The sequence below is a fragment of the Streptomyces sp. NPDC051561 genome, from assembly GCF_044454195.1.
In the GTDB taxonomy this organism is placed as follows: Bacteria; Actinomycetota; Actinomycetes; order Streptomycetales; family Streptomycetaceae; genus Streptomyces.
The window spans coordinates 1-17633 of the sequence record NZ_JBITDM010000038.1 but is presented as its reverse complement, the minus strand read 5'-3'; the positions used below and the strand labels follow the sequence as shown (position 1 = coordinate 17633).

The window sequence follows — 17633 nt, the reverse complement described above, 5'->3', positions numbered from 1 at the left end:
AAGAGCATCGAGGGACCGCCCCCGCGCGTACGGGGTGCACTTCGCGCAGGCGGGGTGGGCGGGGCAGGCTGCGGGACCGTCCCCGCGCGTACGGGGTGCACCCTCGGCGACGTGCAAGGCTTTCGACGGAATGCAGCGTTCTCGACTACTTTCGAGAATTCGGGCATTGCTCGCATGTGTACGCGCTATGGAAATAGGGGGACGGCTGGGGGATTGCTCTCCCAGGGTGACCCGTTGCCGGGTCTTCCCGCTTCGTCCTGCCTGCCCAACACCGTTGCCGGTGCGGGGTCTTACATGCAGTCCACGGGCGTTGCAGCCCCTGCTCCAGGGGACTGGACCGGCCTCTGGGGCTGGTCGGGTTGTGCGTGTTTCTTGATGTTGTGGGCCGCGTTGGCGTCCCGGTCCATGATCATACCGCAGGCCTCGCAGTGGAACTCCCGGTCCTTCAGGGTCTGCCCGGTGTGGATCCACCCGCACTGGTGGCAGCTCTTGGAGGAGGGGAAGAACGTCGGGACGTGGGCCAGGGTGACGGCGTGCCAGCGGGCCTTGTACTCGATCTGCCGGTGGATCTCGGCGAAGCCGATGTCGAGGATCGCCTTGTTGAGGCCGGCTTTCTGGCGGACGTTGCGGCCGGGCTTGTCGGCGGTGCCTTTCGCGGAGCGGGTCATGCCTTTGGTGTTGAGGGTCTCCAGTGCTATCTCCGCGTAGCTCTGGACGAGGCGTTTGGTGATGAGGTGCTGGGTGGTGGCGCGGCGGGCGGCGAGTTGGGCGTGGAGTTTGGCGACCTTGGATCGGGCTTCCTGGTAGCCCTGGGACTGCTGGGGTGCTCCCTTGACGAAGCGGCGGGCCATGGTGCGTTGGGCGCGGGCGAGTTTGCGGGCGGTGTTGGCCAGCAGGCGGGGGTTGTCGAGGGTGAGAGTGGGTGCCTGGCGGGCGTGGAGGGTGAGGGGGTCGGAGAGGACCAGGGCGCTCTTCACGCCGAGGTCCACACCGACGCGTCCGGCGGCCTGCTGGCGTCGGGTGGGGCGGGTGGGGAGTTCCTCCTCGATGCGGGCGAGGACGGAGGCGTGCCAGCGGTGGCCGTCGCGGGCGACGGTCATGCTGGTGATGACGGCCTGGCCGGTGGTGATCAGGCGAGTGAGGTCGCGGGGGGATTGGTGGAGGCGGACGGTGAAGGCGGGCTGTCCGCCGCCGCCGGGTATCCGCAGGCGCCGGGGCCCCTCGAAGCGGATGTCGGGTTTGGCCAGGGAGTGCACGATGCGGAAGGACTCGCGGGTGCGGCCGCGGCGCTTGAAGCGGGGGAAGCCCATCGGGGGGCGGCGTCCGGCGAGGGAGTCGAGCCAGTTCTTCCACGCGGTGTCGGCGTCTTCGAAGGCGGTGTAGTAGGCGCGGTTGTTGACGCCCTCCCACCAGGCGAAGGGCATCGGGCGTTCCTGGCCGGGGAGGAGGGGGCCGGTGAAGGGCTGGCCGCGGGTGGCCCGCCAGTCGGCCTGGGTCTGGTTGCGGTTGGGCATGGCCACTTTCGGGGCCTTCTTGGTGGCCTGGGCCTTGTTCATGCCCTGGGCCATGAGGTGGTTGCGGTCCGCCCGCCAGCGTTCGTAGGCGGCGACCTTCATGCCGAGGGCGAAGTTGAACCCGCAGCGCGAGGCGGTGGCGTAGCGGTGGAGGATCTCGGTCTGGGCGGGTGTCGGGTCGAGGGCGTACCGGTAGGCCCGGATGATCGTTTCAGTCATCGGGGGATCATCGGCCCCACCACTGACAACGGAACCGGCCCTTCAGGCCGGATGCGGTGTTCAGGGCGGTGGTGCGGCCATCACGGTTTCCGATCCCCCAGAGGAACTCCTGCCCGAGGAGCGGGACTTGGGGTGCCGGGCTCCGCTGCGCACATCTCAACACATTCGTGATCTTCGCGGGACGCTGGAAGCGCGCGGCCGTCGGCGCCCTCCCCGTGTCGTTGGTGTGGCAGTCCGCCGTCGCCTGGAGCCGCGTTCTGCTTCCGCGGCCGCCGGGCTTTCCGCTTGATGCGGAGAGCTGCGACCCGGGTGGTCGTCACGCCCGTTGCGTCAGCGATGTCGCGGGGTGTGCCGCCGTGGGCGGCCAGTGCGGTCACCGCGTCCGACAGGGCCGCTTCGTAAGCGGCTTCGGCGCGCCGCAGTCGTTCCAGCTCCGGGCTGACGGGGACGAGCGTGATCTCGGTGGTAACGCCGACGAGTTGAAGGCCCTGGAGGAGGTTGCTGTGCAGCGCCCGCAGCGTACGGCCGTGGCCGTAGACCCCGTGGTGGGGGATGCTGGCCACCCACGTGTCGGCGTGCCGGGTGGCCCGGCACTCGATGGCCTTGGTCTTCTTCACAGTGCCGCCCGGGTGGCGTCGACGAGCTGTTGGATCAGCGCGTCGGGAACGGGATGCGGCAAGACGACTTGCTGCTCTCCGATCAGGTAGACCGTGTGGGTGCTGCTGCTGCGGACCGGGGTGACCGTGAGCCCCAGTCGGCCCACCGCGGCCCGGAGGCGCCGGAGAGAGACGTACTGCGCCGCTCCGGCCCTGAGTCCCGCCGCGGCCTGCTGTGCGGCCTTCCACTCGTCGACGGTGATGACGGGTTCGTGGGTGATCCGCGGCGACCAGATCCACTCCGAGAGCGGGTTCAGCCGGGACTTACCGGCCCGGCCGGTGCGGGTGGCTCTGCGGTTGTAGACCTGGTGGCCGGTCAGCTTCGGGTTGGCGAGCAGCCCGTTCACGAGGTTGAGGGTCCACCGCCCGGCGGCCGGGTACCGGTCGGGTGCTGCGGCCAGGGCCGCCACGATGGCGGGCGTCTTGAGGTGCTCCTCACGGCGCAGGCGGTGCATTTCCCTGGCGGCGTCGAACCGGCGCGGGTCCGGGTGGGAAGCCAGCTTCTTCTTGGGGCGTGCCGGGCCGAAGCGTCCGCCTTCCTGCCGTGGCGCGGACTCGTCGAGCACCGCGACGTAGGGGTAGGGGGGGTAGCCGTGGTTCCACCCGTTGATGGCGTGCTGGACCTGCCCGCCCATGGACATCTCCATGAGGGTCGTGCGGTAGATCTCCGCCTCGACCTGGCCGTAGCGCCGGGTGCGCAGCCTGCCGGACTCGGTCCCGCCCGTGGGCTCGTTGGCGTACACGACCTGGACGCCGAGACGTTCCAGTTCGTGTTCCACCGTCAGGCTGGTGAGCATGGCCCGCGCGAGCCGGTCGGAGCGCTCGGCAAGAACGTGGGTGACGCCCAGTTGCTCGGACCGTTCCACGAGGTCCTGGAGGCCGCCGGTACGCGGGACCGGCACGTCGAGCGTGTCGTACATCTTCTGGGGACCGAGTCCGCGCAGTTCCGGAGGGAGCATCCCGGATTCCACGTCCCAGAAGTAGGCGGCGAACTCCTCGCCTTCCTCCAGGCATGCCGAGGCGTACAGGACTTGCCGGGGGATGGAGGTGGCGGGGTTCTGGTTGTCCTTGGTGGAGACACGGCCGACGAAGACCGAGTACCGGGGGCGGCCGGGTGCATGTGTGAAGTTCGGCAGGTCGGACAGGTCGACAGGCGGCCGGAAGGGTGAAAGGCGGGTTGCTGCGTCGCGCACGGGTGCGTCTCCAGAGATCGACGGCGTGGGGGAAGCGGTGCCCGGCCGCCGGCCAACGGGATGCCGCACGCCTTCGGGTTTCCACACCTGCGCGTCGGCGGAGAAGCCTCACAGGTGTGGGGACCAGAGGGCGCTGTCGTCAGCACGTGGCGCTGGCCCAGTTCCGCTGTGGCAAGGGCACCGGGGCCCGGTCACCGTGCCCGGGAGGAATCCCGGGCCCACCCCCGCGTCGGCGGGGAAACAAGGTGCGTGCGACCCGTGGTTGGGGTTCACCGGTCCACCTCCGCTCGCGCGAAGAGCACGCTCCCACTCTAGCGATCCGGTGCGTCCTGGTGGAGGGATCGGCTCAGGTGGTGATGTACCAGCGTCCGCCGTACCGGACCGCGGGGATCTTTCCCTTCCTGCACGACCGGCACCGCCTCCCGGGCGGCGGGCAGGGCCGCTTCCTGGACGTGGTCCTGGCCGGCGTCGAGGTGGTGGCGTAGGCGGGCGGCGGCCAGGAGGGCCGGGGCCAGGAGGCGGGCGGTATCGGCATCGAGGTGGGCGAGTGCGTTGACCAGGCCGACTGGTACGAGCGGGCTCGACAGAATCAGCTGATGCAAGGCGGTGCGGTGCCCCCCTTTACAACCTTGACCTAGGTAGGGCAAGGTTGGTGACGGGACAGCAGCCCCCTCACCGACGCAAGGAGCCGGACCATGTCTGATCTGCATGCGAGCATTCAGCGGGCACTGGAGGGCACGCCTGGCGTGTACGACATCGACGCGCTGACGGACGTCCTTCGCGGCGCGGGCGCGACCACGGTGGACGACGTTCCCGCAGAGGAGTTCTGGGCCCTGGTCGGCGCGCACGAGCTGCCCGAGATGCCCGAGGAGCCCGCTCGCCGCGACCGGTTCCAAACCGAGCTGTCCCAGGCCTGGGCCGAGGCCCCCGCCGGTTCCCCGGCCGTCTGGCGGCGCGGCGGCGTCACGCTGGAGTCCGTCGGCGTCTCGCGGGTGAACTTCGCCCTGCCGCAGCTGCTCGCCACCTACCGCGTCAGCGTCGCGGGCCTCCTGCCCGTCACGGAGCTGACCCCCGATCAGGTGTCGTCGTGGCCCCGGCTGTGGGCGACGGTCGAGCCCCTGCTGGATGCCTGGTCCGCCGCCGTGGCCGATCAGCGCCTGACGTACGAGCAGGCGGTGACCCGTGCGCGGGCCGCCCGCACCGCGGCCGTCGCCGCCGCCGCCGCTGAACGGGGGGCGCACACCCGCCTCGCCGAGCTGCTCGGCGACCACGGCGTCCCCGCCCCGTCCACCACCATGTCCCGCGACGAGGTCGCCGACTACCTGGGCATTGCCCCCGGGTCCGTCAGCAAGCAGATGCAGCGATGGGGCATCGCCTCGGAGGGGCCGGGCGGCCCCCGGGCCGCCCGCTACTCCACCGCCGAGGTCCAGGCCCATGCCGCAAAGCGCCCCGGCCCGGGGCACCGCAGTGACCTCGCCTGAAGCTCGCACGCACGCACGCCCGGCTCACTACGCTGAAAACGGCCGCTCCACCGGCGGCCATCTGCTCCCCGCCGCTGCGGGGATGCCACCCCTCAGAGTGGCCCCCCAACGCCTTCACCGGGAGATCCCCATGCCGCCCACCGACAGCACCGTGCCCTTCCTGGACCTGGACCTGTGGGGCACCGGCCCCCTGGGCCCGACCGCAGCGGAACTCGCCCGGCTCGCCGCCCACACCGGCCACTACCTGGCCCTGCACACCCTCCGCCCCACCCCCACCCCGCAGCCGCCCCGCAACCCTCCCCTCCAGAGCATCGCGACCGATGACGGATGGATCCAATGGGCGGGATGGCGGAAGATCCAGCCCCACCCCGGCCGCCCGGCACCCGGCGCTTTCACCCCGTCGGCGGTCGGCCGCCGCCTTACCCTGCCCGCAGAAATCCGGCAGCTCCTCCGCAAGACCATGCGGAACCTGCACACCCACCCCCTCTGGGAAACGGTGCCCGACGGCGTCGCCCTGGCCCTCACTGACGAACTCCCCGTCCCCGACAGCTACTGGCCCCACCTGGCCCAGGGATGGGCACAGAGCCTCACCGACGCACCCGCCTCCGCCCTCCGCCTCCCTCCCTTCCACGACAGCACCACCCGGGCATACCACCACGCCAGGACCTGGCTGCACCGGGAACTCACCGACGGCGCCGACGAACTGACGCCCGTAGCCAACGCGCTCACCACGCCCACCCCCGGCGGCCCCGCCGAACTCCTGGACGTGCGCGCCCTGCTGGCTTACGACCGGGCAGCCAACGCCCTGACACGAACGGAACGGATCATGCTGGCCCGCCTGGTCACCCTGTACTGGACGGCCCTTGACCTCCACCACCACGACGCCGACCTCCTCGATCTCCTGCCCGACCGCCCCGGACACTGAAACCCGCTCCCCAAAAAGGCCGCTTCAGTGCCCACGGTCTGCGAAAACGGCCACATGAACCACCCGCCTGACAGCCAGCTCGCACCCGAGACAGCGAAGGGGGCACCTGCGATCAGGTGCCCCCTTCGCCGTACACATGCCCGCTCACCTGAGGCAATACGGCCCCGGGTTGTCACGCGTCGGACGTGGCCCAGGTCCACGGGGCGCGGTCCCAGTCGGCGCGGCCGAGGCCAGTGGGTGCCCACTTGCTGTCGGCGCCGACGCGGACGAATCCGAACGCGATCCGCTCACCAGTGGGCGTCGTGGTGACGTGGCGGCAGTCGAACTTCCACGAGTCCTCGGGGGCGGTGTAACCGTCCTGGTTGCTGAAGATGTACCCCTCCCGGAAGAAGCCGCCGGTGCCACCTGCTTCTGCTTCAGCTTCGGCGGGAGCGGGGAGGATGTGGGATCCCTCGTGGAGGACGACGCCTGCGCGGGTCAGGGTGAGGCGGTCGGGGCCGGCTTCCATCCACGCCGTCTCGATCGCGTCGCCGTCCGAGAATTCCGGTGACCCGGCGAACCATCCCGCCAGGTCGTCGCTGGGTGCGGTGTGCTCGACCAGGCGCAGCTCGTTCTGCTCCGGCCAGTTGGCGTCACCGCTGGAGACGACTTCGTACGTCTCGGTGAATGCCGGGCTGTCGCCCTGCGCCTCGAACGTGACGGTCAGCCGATCTCCCTGCCTGGTCGGCGCCCACCGTGCGGTCGTCAGCTTCTGGTGTCCCTGGGTGAGCGCGCCGATCTCGCCCTCCCAGTCCCGGGCGCGCTTCGCCTGGTCTGCCGCCGCCAGCGGGGAGAGCGCGGGCACCGTGTCCGGGGGCGTGCCGCACCGGCAGGCCGGTGTGGTGAAGCCGTCCGGGTGCTTGCCGTGGGCGGTCAGCCAGGCCTCGACCGCACCGGCCAGGAAGAGCGGGCTTCCCCCGGTCCCTGCCACACCTGCGGGGAAGTCGGGGTGGCGGTGGCGCCAGTTCACGACGGCAGCGCGGTCAACTCCTGCGCACTGCGCGATCTGGGCCAGATTCACGGTCTCCATGGCAGATGTCCCCTCGTAAGCGGGCCGGGCGCTCGATCGGTCCGGCCTGACAAGCGGGGACACTGACACACCATCACAAGATATGTCAATACCATTGCTTTCAGGGCAAGTTGGTCTTTCTCGGTCAGATACCCGCCCGCGTACACGAGGGCGTCATGCACCTCTGAGGGTGAACGCGGCGCGGCCCGGGGCGCGGGGAGGTGTCGCCGGAGGTCAGCTGGTCCGGGGGTCTGGGGTCAGCGCGGGAGTCCTTGGTAGCCGGGGCCGAGTCCGCGCCGCCGGGGCCGGGTACCGGACCGTGCCGGACCGGTCCGCGGCCCCGGGACGGTGGGCGCTGATGCCCGAACGTCGGGCGCGACCGCCTCCTGGTCGTGGTCCTGGCTGGCGTCGAGGTGGTGGCGCAGGCGGGCGGCGGCCAGGACGGCCGGGGTCAGGAGGCGGGCGGTGTCGGCATCGAGGTGGGCGAGCGCCGCGAGGAGGGCGTCGAGGCCGTCGAGGGCATCGAGCACCCCGGCTCGGCTCGTGGGCCAGCCGCCGGTGACCGCGTCCGCGAGAGCGCATGCGGCATCGGCGGCCGCATCGGCGAGGACGGGCACGGGGCCGGCGGAAGGCGGGGTTGTCGTCATGGTCTGCTCAACGATCCGGTGTCGGGTGGGTGCCCCGGCAGGGGGCTGGCCCGGCCAGCCCCCTGCCCGGTTGGCCGTGGTGTCCCCGAGGCGCCACGGTCAACCGGTGCCGGGTCACGGGCAGTCGAACCCGGTGGCAGGGGTCACTGGCGCTTGCGGTCGGCGAGGAGGACCAGCACGCCGATGACGGCGGCCAGACCGAACAGGGACGACACTCCCAGGCTCAGGGAGTCGGTGAGCCGCGGGTGGCTCACCGACACGTAGACCAGGCTGCCGCAGAGGCCGAGGCCGACCAGGGCCAGGAGCACCCCGAGGACCAAGTGCGTGAGGGACGGCGCCGGGGACTGCTGGGGCTGGGACTGCTGGAGCTCGATGTGGGACACGGATCTTCCTTCTTCTCGGCAGGCGGGCTCGATGCCCGTCGGGGTGGCGCCCGGCCCAGGGTGGGCAAGGGGCGGAGTGCGGACCGCTCCCCCGCCCTGGTGTGGTGGGGGTGGGCAGCGGACAGCAGCGCCCCGTCCGGATCTACGGACGGGGCGGGATCTGCGAGGTGATGGGGCGACTATGCGGGAGGCGGGGGCAAGCCGTGCAAGCGGCGGAACCCCGGGGCCCGGCAACACTGTTGCCATGACGCGCGACGGGGCAGGGGTAGCCTCCCAGGGGACTCACCGGCCCCTGGAATGGAAGAGACCCGCAGACCACAGCCACAATCCCTGCGGCAGGGCCGACAGGATCCGCGACGCAAGCAGAGAGCGGCCCACCGTGCTCACGGCTGATCACCAGCCGCCAGCTCGCTCCGGACGCCGGGCGCCCTGCTGGACCGGGAACACAGAAAGGGGCGGGGCCCCGGAACTGCCCGGGGCCCCGCCGGAAGACGCCACGCCGGGGGCTAGAGGTGCTCCTCCAGGATGCCGGGCCCGAACTCCTCAACGGTCCATTCCACCGTCGTCTCGGACTGTTCCGGCTCGCCGGACTGCTGGCTGCTCTCCTGCTGACTGGTGCTCATGCCGCTCTCCTGGTGAGTGTGGTGCCAGAGTTGGTGTGGTGCCAGACCGAAGTGCTGGGGTTCCCCAACACGGGCCGCTGCAAGGGAACCCCGCACTTGAGTCAAAGACCGGATTCCGGCTGCCGGGGATGTGATGACGGACGCCCCCGCGCACGGCGCTGCTAGGCGGGCCGTGCGCGGGGGCATCCACCCTGCCGGGACGGTGGCTCCTGGCAGGGTCCGGGCGGAGGGATTGCCCCTCCCCCGCCCGGTGTGGGATGCCCCAAGGCCGGGATGTCCAGTCCCGTACCCCGTGCACCCCCGTCTCGGTACTGCGGGGCGCCCCCGCCGCAAGGGACGGCACGGGCCGTCAGCGGCAAGAGACGCCCCTGCCCCGCACCGCTCGCGGCTTTCCGTGGTGCACGGTGCGGGGGTCTGGCAGCTCCCCGCCCGGCGGGTCGAGTCACCGAGCGGGAAGCAGTTCAGGGGGTGATGCGGTCCTGCGCACCACCCCCTGCGATGGGAGGTGGTGCGCAGGTGCTGGCAGGTACAGGGCCACCCGCCCCACACCCGGGGCAGGACACGGACGGGCGGCCCCGTAGTGCTCCGACCGCCCCGGGGAAGGAGCCAACTCCCCCGCATGTATCGGCAGCCGGCCCGTCTCCGCCCTCACCGGGCGGAGACGCCAGCCCCGTACCGGCGCCCTTTCGGTTCACATCGCTCCGGTACGGGAGATCAAGCGGGGCGCCCCTGGCCGGGACACGAACAGCCTGGAGCGGGGCCGTTCGCTGCATGGGGCGCCCCTTCGTCCCCTCGCACCAGTCGCGGCGGCGCACCGTGCGAGGGGGTCTGGCAGCTCCCCGCCCGGCGGGTCGAGTCACCGGGCGGGAAGCGGTTCAGGGGGTGGTGGGGTGGTCGTGGGTGTAGGCGTAGAGCAGGTGGCGCAGGTGGGTGGCGTAGCTGCGGGCGTAGTAGCGGCCGGCGTACGGGTCGGCCTGCTGGTAGCCGCGCCGGGTGAGGTGGGCGAGGTGGTCCACCGCGAGCTGGAGGCGGCGACGGCGCACCACGGGCGCGGCTGCGGTGTTGACCGTCTTCAGCAGCGCCGTGTACCCGGCACGCAGTTCGTCGAGGAGGGCTTCGGTGGTGGCCGGGTCCGGCTCGTCCTTGCTCTGGAATGCGGTGGCCCGGTTGAGGGCGACGGTCAGGGCGTCGGTGTCGATAGCGGGCGGTGCGGTGGTGGTCATCTCTCCTCGTCGGGGTGGTCGAAGGGGCGCGGCGGGGTCTCGGCCGGGCCCGTATCGTCGTGTCGGGCCAGGAGCACGGCGGTCAGGCAGATGCCCATGCCGAGCACGAGGACGATCATCACGGGGGTGCTCGGGGTGTTCACCGGCCGAGCCTGCGCTGGGTGCGCTGGATCTCGGCCAGGATGGTGACCTGGGCGGCCAACGCGCGGGCGTGGACGTAGGTGTTGCGCAGGCGTTCGCGGTCGCGGGCGCCAATGGACCAGCCGAGTTCGTCTTCGCGGGGGTAGTCCTCGGCCTCGGCGCGGATCTCCTCGATCAGGAGGCGCCCAGCCCGGACCGTATCGGTGTACCGGCCCTGGAGCTGGGCCAGAGTAGCGACGGTGATCTCGGCGACCAGGGCGTCGAAGTCCCGCTCCATCTCCCGGACCGCCTGCGCAATCTCGTCACGCTCGGGAAGGGTGCGCGCCGACAGGATCCGCGCACACCGGTCACGGACGGCATCCAGGCCCACCCGGGTGTCGGGGGCACTCACGTAGCAACCGCCTTAGCAGCGGTGGGCCAGTGGGTGAGCTGGCAGACGACCGCGTGCAGGATCGTCGGGTCAACGAACACGCTCTGGTGACGGGGCGGAGACCACCATGCGACGGGGTCGGTGTCGCCGGTCAGGGCGGGCACGCTCACGTAGTCGTCGCGGCTCACGCCGAGGCGGGAAACCCCGGGCGGCCAGCGCAGCCCCTCCCCCGCACCCGGCTCGGTGAGGAAGTGGACAACCTGCTCTCCCCGGGTGCGGTGGATGATCGCGCCGGGGCGGCGGGTGGTCTGGGTGTCGAGGAGTTCGGCAACCTCAAGTCCCCGCTCACCGGGGATACGGATCACTCCGAAGTACACCCCGACCTTCGCGAGGGAGTGCCCGGTGTCCGGGACCCAGTCCGGGAGGAACAGCACCTCGTGCGGGCCGTCCAACTCGGCCGGTTCCCCACCGAGTTCGGGGGTGGCTGATTCGCTGGTCATGGGTAAAACACTGTCACCAGGCGACTACCGTCGGTACTCCAGTCGGCCCTCATTCTCGATGATGCGGGTCGTGGAGGAATTCACTGCGGCCCGGGTGGAGAGTCATGGGACCCCGGTGAGGGAACGCTGAGGGGCCACTGAGGGGCCACTGAGAGAAGGCACTATGGCAGATCAGAGCGGCACCAAGACCGGAAAGCCGCTGGCGTGGAAGCTGTTCGGAATCCAGCAGAAGAGCCTGCGGAACCTGCGCGGCCTGACCCAGCCGCAGCTGGCCGCGCTCACCGCGCACGACTACTCACTATCGAAGGTCCAGAAGGTCGAGGCGGGCAACGAACGCCCGACACCGGAATACGTCCAGGACATCGATGACGCCCTGGAAGCCGAGGGCATCCTCGTGGCACAGCTGGAGGAGCTGGCCAAGCCCGGCCATCCCGTCTTCTTCCAGGAGTACGCCGACGCCGAGGAACGCGTACAGCGGCTCTACAAGTACGACGCACACTCGATCAACGGTCTTCTTCAGACCGAGGCTCATGCCAACACGGTCCTCAGCGCGCGCATTCCGCTCCTTGAAGACGACGCCATTGAGGAACGCATCCGTGGCCGCATCGACCGTCAGAAGCTGCTCACCCGGAAACCGTCGGCGACGCTGTGCTTCGTGATCGAGGAGCACATCCTGCGGCGGCCCATCGGCGGACCGATGGTCCACCGCCAGCAGCTGGAACACCTGGCCGCGTGCGCCGGGCTGCGCACCGTGTCCCTGCACGTCATGCCGACCGACGTGGACACCCACGTCGGCCTCGACGGCCCCCTGACGCTCCTGACGACCGAAGAGGGGCAGTCCGCCGCCTACGTCGAATACCAGGGCGGCGGCTCCACCTTCTACGTCGCACCAAAGGAGCTGGACGCACTGGAACAGCGGTATGCAATGATCCGATCGCAGGCGCTCCCTGCGAAGGAGTCGCTTGCGTTCATCGAGAAACTGGCTGGAGAACTATGACCAATCACCCCCCGAACTCGGCCTGGCTCAAGTCGAGTTACAGCGGCAACGAAGGCGGCGACTGCATCGAGGTCGCGGCGTGCGACTGCACCGACGTCCATGTCCGTGACAGCAAGCTCGGCAACGCCTCGCCCACGTTCGATGTGAAAGCGGCGGCCTGGACGGCGTTCGCCGCGTTCGCAGCGGCGCACACCGTCTGACCTGCACTCTCTACAACGGACCCCCTGCCAGTCGTAGTGGCGGGGGGTCCGTCGCGTCACACCGTAGCGGGCCGACCGCACGCCTGACGGACCAGAACACTGTTCTGAATTCCCGTCGGCCGGCTGCTGCCGGTTCCGCGCGGGATGGCACTGCGCGGCCTGTCGCCGCATCTCCCCGGGCGGGCTCCAGCATGGTAGAGATCATGACGATTTCTCACGCGGCCCTGCCCGCACACAGCATCCCCTCCCAGGACGCTGGTCCCCGGCTGGACCTGCTGACCCTCGCCGAGGGCCACGACCTCCTGCGCCTGCTCCAGCTCGTCGCCGGTGAGGGCGACGAACTCGCCGAGGAAGCCCGCTGGTTCGCCCAGCAGCTCAGCGAGCGCCTCCCCGCAGAGGACTGACCCGGCACCCATACCAGCCCCGGGCGACCCGACCGCTGAGGGACGGCACTGGAGGGTGTGCGGTGCCCGGCCTCAGCCGTACAGGTTCCACCGGCCGAAGCGGGCCAGCAGCCGCCGGGCCGCCTCCGGATCGATCCCCAGCCCGGCAGCCACCTCCTCCAACGGCCTCACCTGGGCCTCGTGGGCAGCCTCGTATCCGATGTCCCCGGCGAGGACCTCCAGCTGGCGCGCCACTTTGAGGACCGCGACCGGGGACTCGGCCGCAGGGTCCGCGCACCTGCGGCGGACCTGTTCCAGCAGGCCGGTCAGCTCCTTCGGCACACCGACCGTGGCCTTCTCCACCTGCTCGACGTGCTCCTCCCAGTCGTCGGAGCACTGGCCGGCAACCGCGTACCCGGCCTCGCGCAACGGCTCCTGCCCGAACGCTTCCCAGTCCAGGAGGTGCGTCTCGCCTTCCCAGCCGCAGGTGCACACCGCCCGCAGCGAGGCTGCCCGCGGGCCATGGAACTCCCCACCGTCGTAGAAGCCCCACCAGGTGGACGTCGTGCCGTAGCTGGACGCGCCGTCGAAATAGACTTCCTTCGGCACGCTCCCGTCCACCAGCAGGACCCCCACCCTCCCCTCGTGCGACCGGCCGAACTCGTCCGTCTGCCACGTCTCCTGCACCCCACACTCCCCTCACTCACACCCATCGGCGAGAACCTGCCCCACACGCAGCACGGGGCGCTCTACGACGGTCCCGCACACCACCATCCGGCAGGGCCAGAACGGGTGAAGACGCCCGCAGTCCACTCTCCGTGGTGAACCCCGCCTCTCAGCGCCCGGCCGGGAAAACGGCGGTGTGTTCATCACTGTTTCCGCTCTCCGGGGTGAACCACGCCCCGAACCGGGCGACTTGCCGCCCCGCGCTCCGCTACGAAGACCACAACAGAGTTTTTGATCTTCAAGCAGACGGCAGGAACGATGCGCGTACGCAGCACCCTGATGACCATGACCACGGCAGCCGCCCTCCTGACCGGGCTGCTCGCACCGGCGGCCGCCGCGCAGGCGGCGCCCGCCGGCTCCGGGCCCTGGGGCGAGCGCGGGGACACTCTCGTGATGCCGCTGGAGAAGGCCCTGGCAGAGATGCCGGTGGCGGAGGAATCACGCACCGGCTACGAGCGGACCAAGTACAAGCACTGGGTCGACGCGAATCACGACGGCTGCTCGACTCGCGCCGAAGTGCTTCTGGAGGAGGCGGTCCTGGCCCCGCAGAAGGACACGACGTGCAAGATCAGCGGAGGTCAGTGGTATTCGGCCTACGACAACAGCTACCTCGATGGACCTTCCAAGATCGACATCGACCACCGGGTGCCCCTCGCTGAATCCTGGGACAGCGGGGCCTCCGCCTGGACGTCGGCGGAACGCGAGGCCTACGCCAACGACCTCGGAGATTCCCGCAGCCTCCTGGCGGTCTCCGCGGCAACCAACCGCAGCAAGAGTGACCAGGACCCCGCCACCTGGATGCCGCCCTTCGCGGGCGACCACTGCGCGTACGTCACCGAGTGGACCGCGGTCAAGATCCGCTGGCAATTGAGCATCGACCCCGCCGAGGCCAACGCGCTCGCCCAGATCGCCGTGACCTGCCCCAACACACCCATCAAGGTCACCCTCGCGCGCTGACCCCGGCCACCCGCGGGCCCGCACGGCAGCCGGTACGACAGAGCCGCCCCGTGGCCGCCAGCTCGGCCGCGGCAGGACTCTCGGCTGCTCGCCGGCGTTCCGCGCCTGACACACTCGGCACCCCAACAATCAACGACGGAGGACGAGTTGAACCTGCCGGAGCAGCCCTGGCAGCCCGGGCCGAACGATCTTCCTTTCACCCTCCACCTGATCAATCCGCACGGCGACCGGCATCTGGGCTTCAACGAGAAAGAGGGCCGGTACTACCGGCTGTGGCAGCACCGGGCTCCCGAACCGCTCGATACCGGCGAAGCGATGTTCCTGCGCCCCAGCGATATCAACCAGATCATCAGCCATGCCATGGTCTGGGTCCGCAGCCACCCTCAGGACCCCCGCGGGTACACGCTCATCGACGAGGTCGCCGCAGGTGCGAAGGGCCTGGTCATGCACTTCGCCCAAGCCGCACAGGCCCCGGTGCAGCAGCGCTAGTGCGTTGTCTGTGATGGTTGGCCACCTCTGGTGATCATGCGGTCCTCCTGCGGGGTCAACCCCAGCGGTGCCCGCGCCCTTTCCTCCACGTACCGGCGAACGATGCGAGTGCGGACGGGGCCCGGGTACCGGAGCCCCCGGCTGCAAACCTGAGCGGTGCGCGGCGGTGCCCATCCCGAAGCCGCGGTGCCCATCCCGAAGCCGATGCTGCCGCCGGGCACCTGCCACCACGCAGGGCGGAGAGGTTCGTGATGGAGCAGTCCCCCGGGCGGCCCGGCCTCTTCCGGCGCAGGCTGAGGGCATGGACGTGTCTTTCAAGCTGGCCCTGGCTCAGGCGGTGGACGCCCTCCCCGTGGACGCGGGGCTGGCCTATGAGCCCAAGTTCGACGGTTCTCCAGACATCTTGAGATGTCTCAATCGGGCGCCTCCCGGAGGGTGCTCGCGGCTGCATGGGTGAGAGTTCGGGAGGTGGTCGGACTCTGCCGGAGAAGCAGCTTCCGGAGACGTGGGTGGCCAGGGCCGGTACCGTTGTGATCTTCGGGTGGTGATTCCGCCGGAGTCCTCTGAGGCTGTGACAACGACCGTGCACTCCGACCATGCTCCTGTTCAACGCCAACTCGACCGAGCCCTGGGCGGCCTGGCCGTCACTTTTCGCGGGATGACCGCCGTCAAGGACGAGACACAGTGCGCATGCCACTGGGGGAGCGAAGAAGAGCTGGAGTTGTTGAAGACCCCGGATGTAGAGCTCGATCTGGACCTCCTACGTCGCACCTGGAGCGCCCCGGACTGGAACGACCACGGAGCCGTGCTGCGCCGTGTGCTCCCGCAGCTCGCCCGTGCTCTGGTCGGTGGCCACGTGCAGCGCTCAGCGGGCATGCACGAGGTCGGGCACTCTTTCTCGCGCGGCCTCTGGCAGCAATGGCCCGCACATCAGAGCACCGTGGTGCGGGAGTTCTTGCACGCCTGGTGGGAAAATGCTCTGAACGAACCGTCCCCTGTTGTCCCTGTTCACGAGGCTCTCGCGTTGTGCGCCGAGGCATCCGATGCTCTTCGCCCCTGGCTCCACTATTGGGAGACGCTCGATCACCGCGTTGCCGACCAGCACCTGGCCGCAGCGGCAGCCCACTGGGAATACGATCTCCTGGCCGGCCAACTCCCATGGACCTCAATGAACGACGACGCAGATGCCCAGTGCGTCGAGCTCGCATCCTGGCTCGCCCGCCATGCCCCCACACGACTCCGTCTGCACGACGTCTCCGAAGAACTACTCCACCGCATACGGCTCCTCGGGCTCACCGGTCGCGCTCGTTGGGAAGACCCGCACTGGCCCGGCGACCGGTACTGACCAGAAGGTCTGTGGCAGTCCGGGACCCCCATAGCCGCAACTCTCCGTAGCGATGACAAGTGCCTCATGAAACACATCAGAGTCTGGAGAACGACGGGGTGCGCATGACCGTCGAGCGCACCGCCGCAGGTGTAGTGCTGCGTTCCAAGGCGGGGCACGTGGTGACCTCGTCGTGGATGGATCTGGCGTGGCTGTGACGTTGTTCAGCGGCTCCGGCATGTTGGCTTCGAGCGGCCCCAGTTGATGGGTCGCACGGGTGCATTGAGGGGTGGTGACGGGGCGAAGTGGCCCCGTCCGGGCTCTTGCGGTGAGACGGTTCCTGTGGTTTCCGGCAGGGGCGGTGCTGTGGATGTCGTTGTCCAAGCAAGAGCTGTTCGACCGGATCCGGCGGGACAGCTGGCAGCGGCAGTTGTCGATCCGGGCCCTGTCGCGGAAGTACGGCGTTCACCGCCGGTTGGTGCGTGAGGCTCTGTCCTCACCCGTCCCTACGCCGCGCCATCGGCCGGTGACGACGTCACCTCGGATGGAGCCGTACAAGAAGACGGTCGACGCCTGGCTCCGGTCCGATCTTGAGGCCCCTCGCAAGCAGCGGCACACCGTGCGGCGGATCGCGGCCCGGATCGAGGAGGAGTTGGGCGAGGCGATCCCTTACCCAACGGTCCGGGACTTCGTCGCTGCCCGGCGCAAGGAGATCGCGGCCCAGGAGGGTGCTCCTGTTGAGGCGTTCGTGACCCGTCACAATGCACTCGGCGCGGACGCCGAGGTCGACTTCGGCGACGTCTATGTCGACGTGGCAGGGCAGCGCACTCGCTGCTACCTGTTCGCCTTCCGACTGGCCTACTCGGGCAAATCCGTGCACCGCGTCTCGCGATCATGCGGTCAGCAGGCATTCTTCGAAGGACACGTCCACACTCTCACCACGCTGGGCGGGGTCCCGGCCGGTCAAGTCCGCTACGACAACCTCACTCCCGCCGTGAAGAGAGTCGTCTTCCACAGCCGATCCCGGGACGAGGATCCTCGCTAGACCAATTTCCACCAGTACTACGGATTCACCCCGTTCTACTGCGAGCCCGGCCTGCGCGGCGCCCACGAGAAGGGCGGAGTGGAAGGCCAGGTCGGATACTTCCGCCGCAACTACCTCACCCCAGTGAGCCTTTTCCAAGCTGGCAGCGCTGACCGCGAGTTGGACAGCCCTGCGCAACGACGAAGCTCCTGGTAGACGGGTTCTCGACCAAGATCACCCGTGTCCGCCAGGAGCTACGCGTGCTTGTCTACCCGTCGTCGATCGATCTGTCCACCCGTACCCTGCGATTCCTGACTGGGCAACTGACGGCCAGGAGGAAGGAGATCGGCACGCGATGGCGGCGGCTTCCCGCAGCACGACAGGCCCTGCTGGCCCTGGCCCACCTGCGGTGCGGTGACACCTACGCACAGCTCGCGGCCGGTTTCGGCATCGGGATCGCGACCGCCTTCCGCTACATACGCGAGGCCGTCGACGTACTGGCCGCTCTCGCCCCGTCCCTGGCCGAGGCGATGAAGGCGATCCGGGTGAAGGCGTTCGTCATCCTCGACGGCACCCTGCTGCCGATCGATCGGATCGCCGCCGACACCCC

The 17633-nt window shown here is 69.8% G+C and carries 23 protein-coding genes; 11 read left to right on the top strand and 12 right to left on the bottom strand.

Annotated features, from left to right (window positions below; all coding sequences use genetic code 11):
* Positions 1 to 290 precede the first annotated feature (290 nt).
* From ACIA73_RS39815 to ACIA73_RS39800, 4 genes are all read right to left on the bottom strand, one after another.
* The gene (locus tag ACIA73_RS39815) at positions 291 to 1733 is read right to left on the bottom strand and encodes an RNA-guided endonuclease InsQ/TnpB family protein (protein ID WP_399443886.1); all 1443 of its coding nucleotides are present in this window, start codon (positions 1731 to 1733) and stop codon (positions 291 to 293) included.
* A gap of 80 nt (positions 1734 to 1813) precedes the next feature.
* Entirely contained in the window at positions 1814 to 2350 is a 537-nt protein-coding gene (locus ACIA73_RS39810) for a hypothetical protein (protein ID WP_399443885.1), read from the bottom strand.
* Positions 2347 to 3582, bottom strand: coding sequence for a recombinase family protein (locus ACIA73_RS39805; protein ID WP_399443884.1), 1236 nt, complete (start codon positions 3580 to 3582; stop codon positions 2347 to 2349). Before ACIA73_RS39805 ends, ACIA73_RS39810 begins: the two co-directional genes overlap by 4 nt.
* Positions 3583 to 3893: 311 nt before the next feature.
* Positions 3894 to 4184 carry a hypothetical protein gene (locus tag ACIA73_RS39800; protein ID WP_399443883.1) on the bottom strand — a complete coding sequence of 97 codons (291 nt, stop codon included), beginning with the start codon at positions 4182 to 4184 and terminating at the stop codon, positions 3894 to 3896.
* Between the two features lie 93 nt (positions 4185 to 4277).
* Here ACIA73_RS39800 and ACIA73_RS39795 point away from each other — a divergent pair, with 93 nt between their 5' ends.
* Together ACIA73_RS39795 and ACIA73_RS39790 are read left to right on the top strand one after the other, a co-directional pair.
* Complete coding sequence (locus tag ACIA73_RS39795) at positions 4278 to 5063, top strand: hypothetical protein (protein WP_399443881.1); 786 nt, start codon at positions 4278 to 4280, stop codon at positions 5061 to 5063.
* Positions 5064 to 5193: 130 nt separating this feature from the next.
* Positions 5194 to 5988: a hypothetical protein gene (locus ACIA73_RS39790; protein WP_399443880.1), complete on the top strand. Its 795-nt coding sequence runs from the start codon at positions 5194 to 5196 to the stop codon at positions 5986 to 5988.
* Between the two features lie 172 nt (positions 5989 to 6160).
* Here the strand turns inward: ACIA73_RS39790 and ACIA73_RS39785 are convergent, their stop codons facing one another.
* The 7 genes from ACIA73_RS39785 to ACIA73_RS39755 form a co-directional block, all read right to left on the bottom strand.
* Entirely contained in the window at positions 6161 to 7057 is an 897-nt protein-coding gene (locus ACIA73_RS39785; RefSeq protein ID WP_399443879.1) for a hypothetical protein, read from the bottom strand.
* 236 nt (positions 7058 to 7293) lie between these two features.
* Entirely contained in the window at positions 7294 to 7683 is a 390-nt protein-coding gene (locus ACIA73_RS39780) for a hypothetical protein (protein ID WP_399443878.1), read from the bottom strand.
* A gap of 143 nt (positions 7684 to 7826) precedes the next feature.
* Positions 7827 to 8066, bottom strand: a complete 240-nt coding sequence (locus ACIA73_RS39775) for a hypothetical protein (protein ID WP_399443877.1) — start codon at positions 8064 to 8066, stop codon at positions 7827 to 7829.
* A gap of 1498 nt (positions 8067 to 9564) precedes the next feature.
* The gene (locus tag ACIA73_RS39770; RefSeq protein ID WP_399443876.1) at positions 9565 to 9912 is read right to left on the bottom strand and encodes a hypothetical protein; all 348 of its coding nucleotides are present in this window, start codon (positions 9910 to 9912) and stop codon (positions 9565 to 9567) included.
* Positions 9909 to 10055 (bottom strand): hypothetical protein, encoded by a 147-nt coding sequence (locus tag ACIA73_RS39765; protein WP_399443875.1) that lies wholly within the window; start codon positions 10053 to 10055, stop codon positions 9909 to 9911. Before ACIA73_RS39765 ends, ACIA73_RS39770 begins: the two co-directional genes overlap by 4 nt.
* Entirely contained in the window at positions 10052 to 10444 is a 393-nt protein-coding gene (locus ACIA73_RS39760; protein WP_399443874.1) for a hypothetical protein, read from the bottom strand. Before ACIA73_RS39760 ends, ACIA73_RS39765 begins: the two co-directional genes overlap by 4 nt.
* Complete coding sequence (locus ACIA73_RS39755; protein ID WP_399443873.1) at positions 10441 to 10923, bottom strand: hypothetical protein; 483 nt, start codon at positions 10921 to 10923, stop codon at positions 10441 to 10443. The genes ACIA73_RS39760 and ACIA73_RS39755 overlap by 4 nt, the downstream gene beginning before the upstream one ends.
* A 163-nt stretch (positions 10924 to 11086) precedes the next feature.
* Here ACIA73_RS39755 and ACIA73_RS39750 point away from each other — a divergent pair, with 163 nt between their 5' ends.
* The 3 genes from ACIA73_RS39750 (at position 11087) to ACIA73_RS39740 (ending at position 12524) form a co-directional block, all read left to right on the top strand.
* Positions 11087 to 11920, top strand: coding sequence for a helix-turn-helix domain-containing protein (locus ACIA73_RS39750; protein WP_399443872.1), 834 nt, complete (start codon positions 11087 to 11089; stop codon positions 11918 to 11920).
* Positions 11917 to 12120 (top strand): DUF397 domain-containing protein, encoded by a 204-nt coding sequence (locus ACIA73_RS39745; protein WP_399443871.1) that lies wholly within the window; start codon positions 11917 to 11919, stop codon positions 12118 to 12120. The genes ACIA73_RS39750 and ACIA73_RS39745 overlap by 4 nt, the downstream gene beginning before the upstream one ends.
* A gap of 203 nt (positions 12121 to 12323) precedes the next feature.
* The gene (locus ACIA73_RS39740) at positions 12324 to 12524 is read left to right on the top strand and encodes a hypothetical protein (RefSeq protein WP_399443870.1); all 201 of its coding nucleotides are present in this window, start codon (positions 12324 to 12326) and stop codon (positions 12522 to 12524) included.
* Between the two features lie 72 nt (positions 12525 to 12596).
* Here ACIA73_RS39740 and ACIA73_RS39735 read toward each other — a convergent pair whose 3' ends face one another.
* Positions 12597 to 13190: a hypothetical protein gene (locus tag ACIA73_RS39735; protein ID WP_399443869.1), complete on the bottom strand. Its 594-nt coding sequence runs from the start codon at positions 13188 to 13190 to the stop codon at positions 12597 to 12599.
* Positions 13191 to 13514: 324 nt separating this feature from the next.
* On the opposite strand from ACIA73_RS39735, the gene ACIA73_RS39730 reads away from it, so the two are divergent.
* From ACIA73_RS39730 to ACIA73_RS39705, 6 genes are all read left to right on the top strand, one after another.
* Positions 13515 to 14186 carry an HNH endonuclease family protein gene (locus ACIA73_RS39730; RefSeq protein ID WP_399443868.1) on the top strand — a complete coding sequence of 224 codons (672 nt, stop codon included), beginning with the start codon at positions 13515 to 13517 and terminating at the stop codon, positions 14184 to 14186.
* Between the two features lie 147 nt (positions 14187 to 14333).
* Entirely contained in the window at positions 14334 to 14675 is a 342-nt protein-coding gene (locus ACIA73_RS39725; protein ID WP_399443867.1) for a hypothetical protein, read from the top strand.
* A 658-nt stretch (positions 14676 to 15333) separates the two neighbouring features.
* Positions 15334 to 16020, top strand: a complete 687-nt coding sequence (locus tag ACIA73_RS39720) for a hypothetical protein (RefSeq protein ID WP_399443866.1) — start codon at positions 15334 to 15336, stop codon at positions 16018 to 16020.
* A gap of 59 nt (positions 16021 to 16079) precedes the next feature.
* On the top strand, positions 16080 to 16217 hold the full coding sequence (locus ACIA73_RS39715) for a hypothetical protein (RefSeq protein WP_399443865.1): 138 nt from the start codon (positions 16080 to 16082) through the stop codon (positions 16215 to 16217).
* A gap of 152 nt (positions 16218 to 16369) precedes the next feature.
* Complete coding sequence (locus tag ACIA73_RS39710; protein WP_399443864.1) at positions 16370 to 17044, top strand: hypothetical protein; 675 nt, start codon at positions 16370 to 16372, stop codon at positions 17042 to 17044.
* Positions 17045 to 17283: 239 nt separating this feature from the next.
* Positions 17284 to 17633 (top strand): transposase family protein (locus tag ACIA73_RS39705; RefSeq protein WP_399443863.1); only part of this gene is annotated, 350 nt, incomplete at its 3' end.

Excerpts from the sequence above, each read along its gene's own strand:
- ACIA73_RS39755 (WP_399443873.1), bottom strand. The coding sequence starts at position 10,923 with ATGACCAGCGAATCAGCCACCCCCGAACTCGGTGGGGAACCGGCCGAG.
- ACIA73_RS39770 (WP_399443876.1), bottom strand. The coding sequence starts at position 9,912 with ATGACCACCACCGCACCGCCCGCTATCGACACCGACGCCCTGACCGTC.
- ACIA73_RS39710 (WP_399443864.1), top strand. The coding sequence starts at position 16,370 with ATGTCGTTGTCCAAGCAAGAGCTGTTCGACCGGATCCGGCGGGACAGC.
- ACIA73_RS39740 (WP_399443870.1), top strand. The coding sequence starts at position 12,324 with ATGACGATTTCTCACGCGGCCCTGCCCGCACACAGCATCCCCTCCCAG.
- ACIA73_RS39745 (WP_399443871.1), top strand. The coding sequence starts at position 11,917 with ATGACCAATCACCCCCCGAACTCGGCCTGGCTCAAGTCGAGTTACAGC.
- ACIA73_RS39790 (WP_399443880.1), top strand. The coding sequence starts at position 5,194 with ATGCCGCCCACCGACAGCACCGTGCCCTTCCTGGACCTGGACCTGTGG.
- ACIA73_RS39795 (WP_399443881.1), top strand. The coding sequence starts at position 4,278 with ATGTCTGATCTGCATGCGAGCATTCAGCGGGCACTGGAGGGCACGCCT.
- ACIA73_RS39720 (WP_399443866.1), top strand. The coding sequence starts at position 15,334 with ATGACCGCCGTCAAGGACGAGACACAGTGCGCATGCCACTGGGGGAGC.
- ACIA73_RS39780 (WP_399443878.1), bottom strand. The coding sequence starts at position 7,683 with ATGACGACAACCCCGCCTTCCGCCGGCCCCGTGCCCGTCCTCGCCGAT.
- ACIA73_RS39750 (WP_399443872.1), top strand. The coding sequence starts at position 11,087 with ATGGCAGATCAGAGCGGCACCAAGACCGGAAAGCCGCTGGCGTGGAAG.
- ACIA73_RS39730 (WP_399443868.1), top strand. The coding sequence starts at position 13,515 with ATGACCACGGCAGCCGCCCTCCTGACCGGGCTGCTCGCACCGGCGGCC.
- ACIA73_RS39785 (WP_399443879.1), bottom strand. The coding sequence starts at position 7,057 with ATGGAGACCGTGAATCTGGCCCAGATCGCGCAGTGCGCAGGAGTTGAC.
- ACIA73_RS39815 (WP_399443886.1), bottom strand. The coding sequence starts at position 1,733 with ATGACTGAAACGATCATCCGGGCCTACCGGTACGCCCTCGACCCGACA.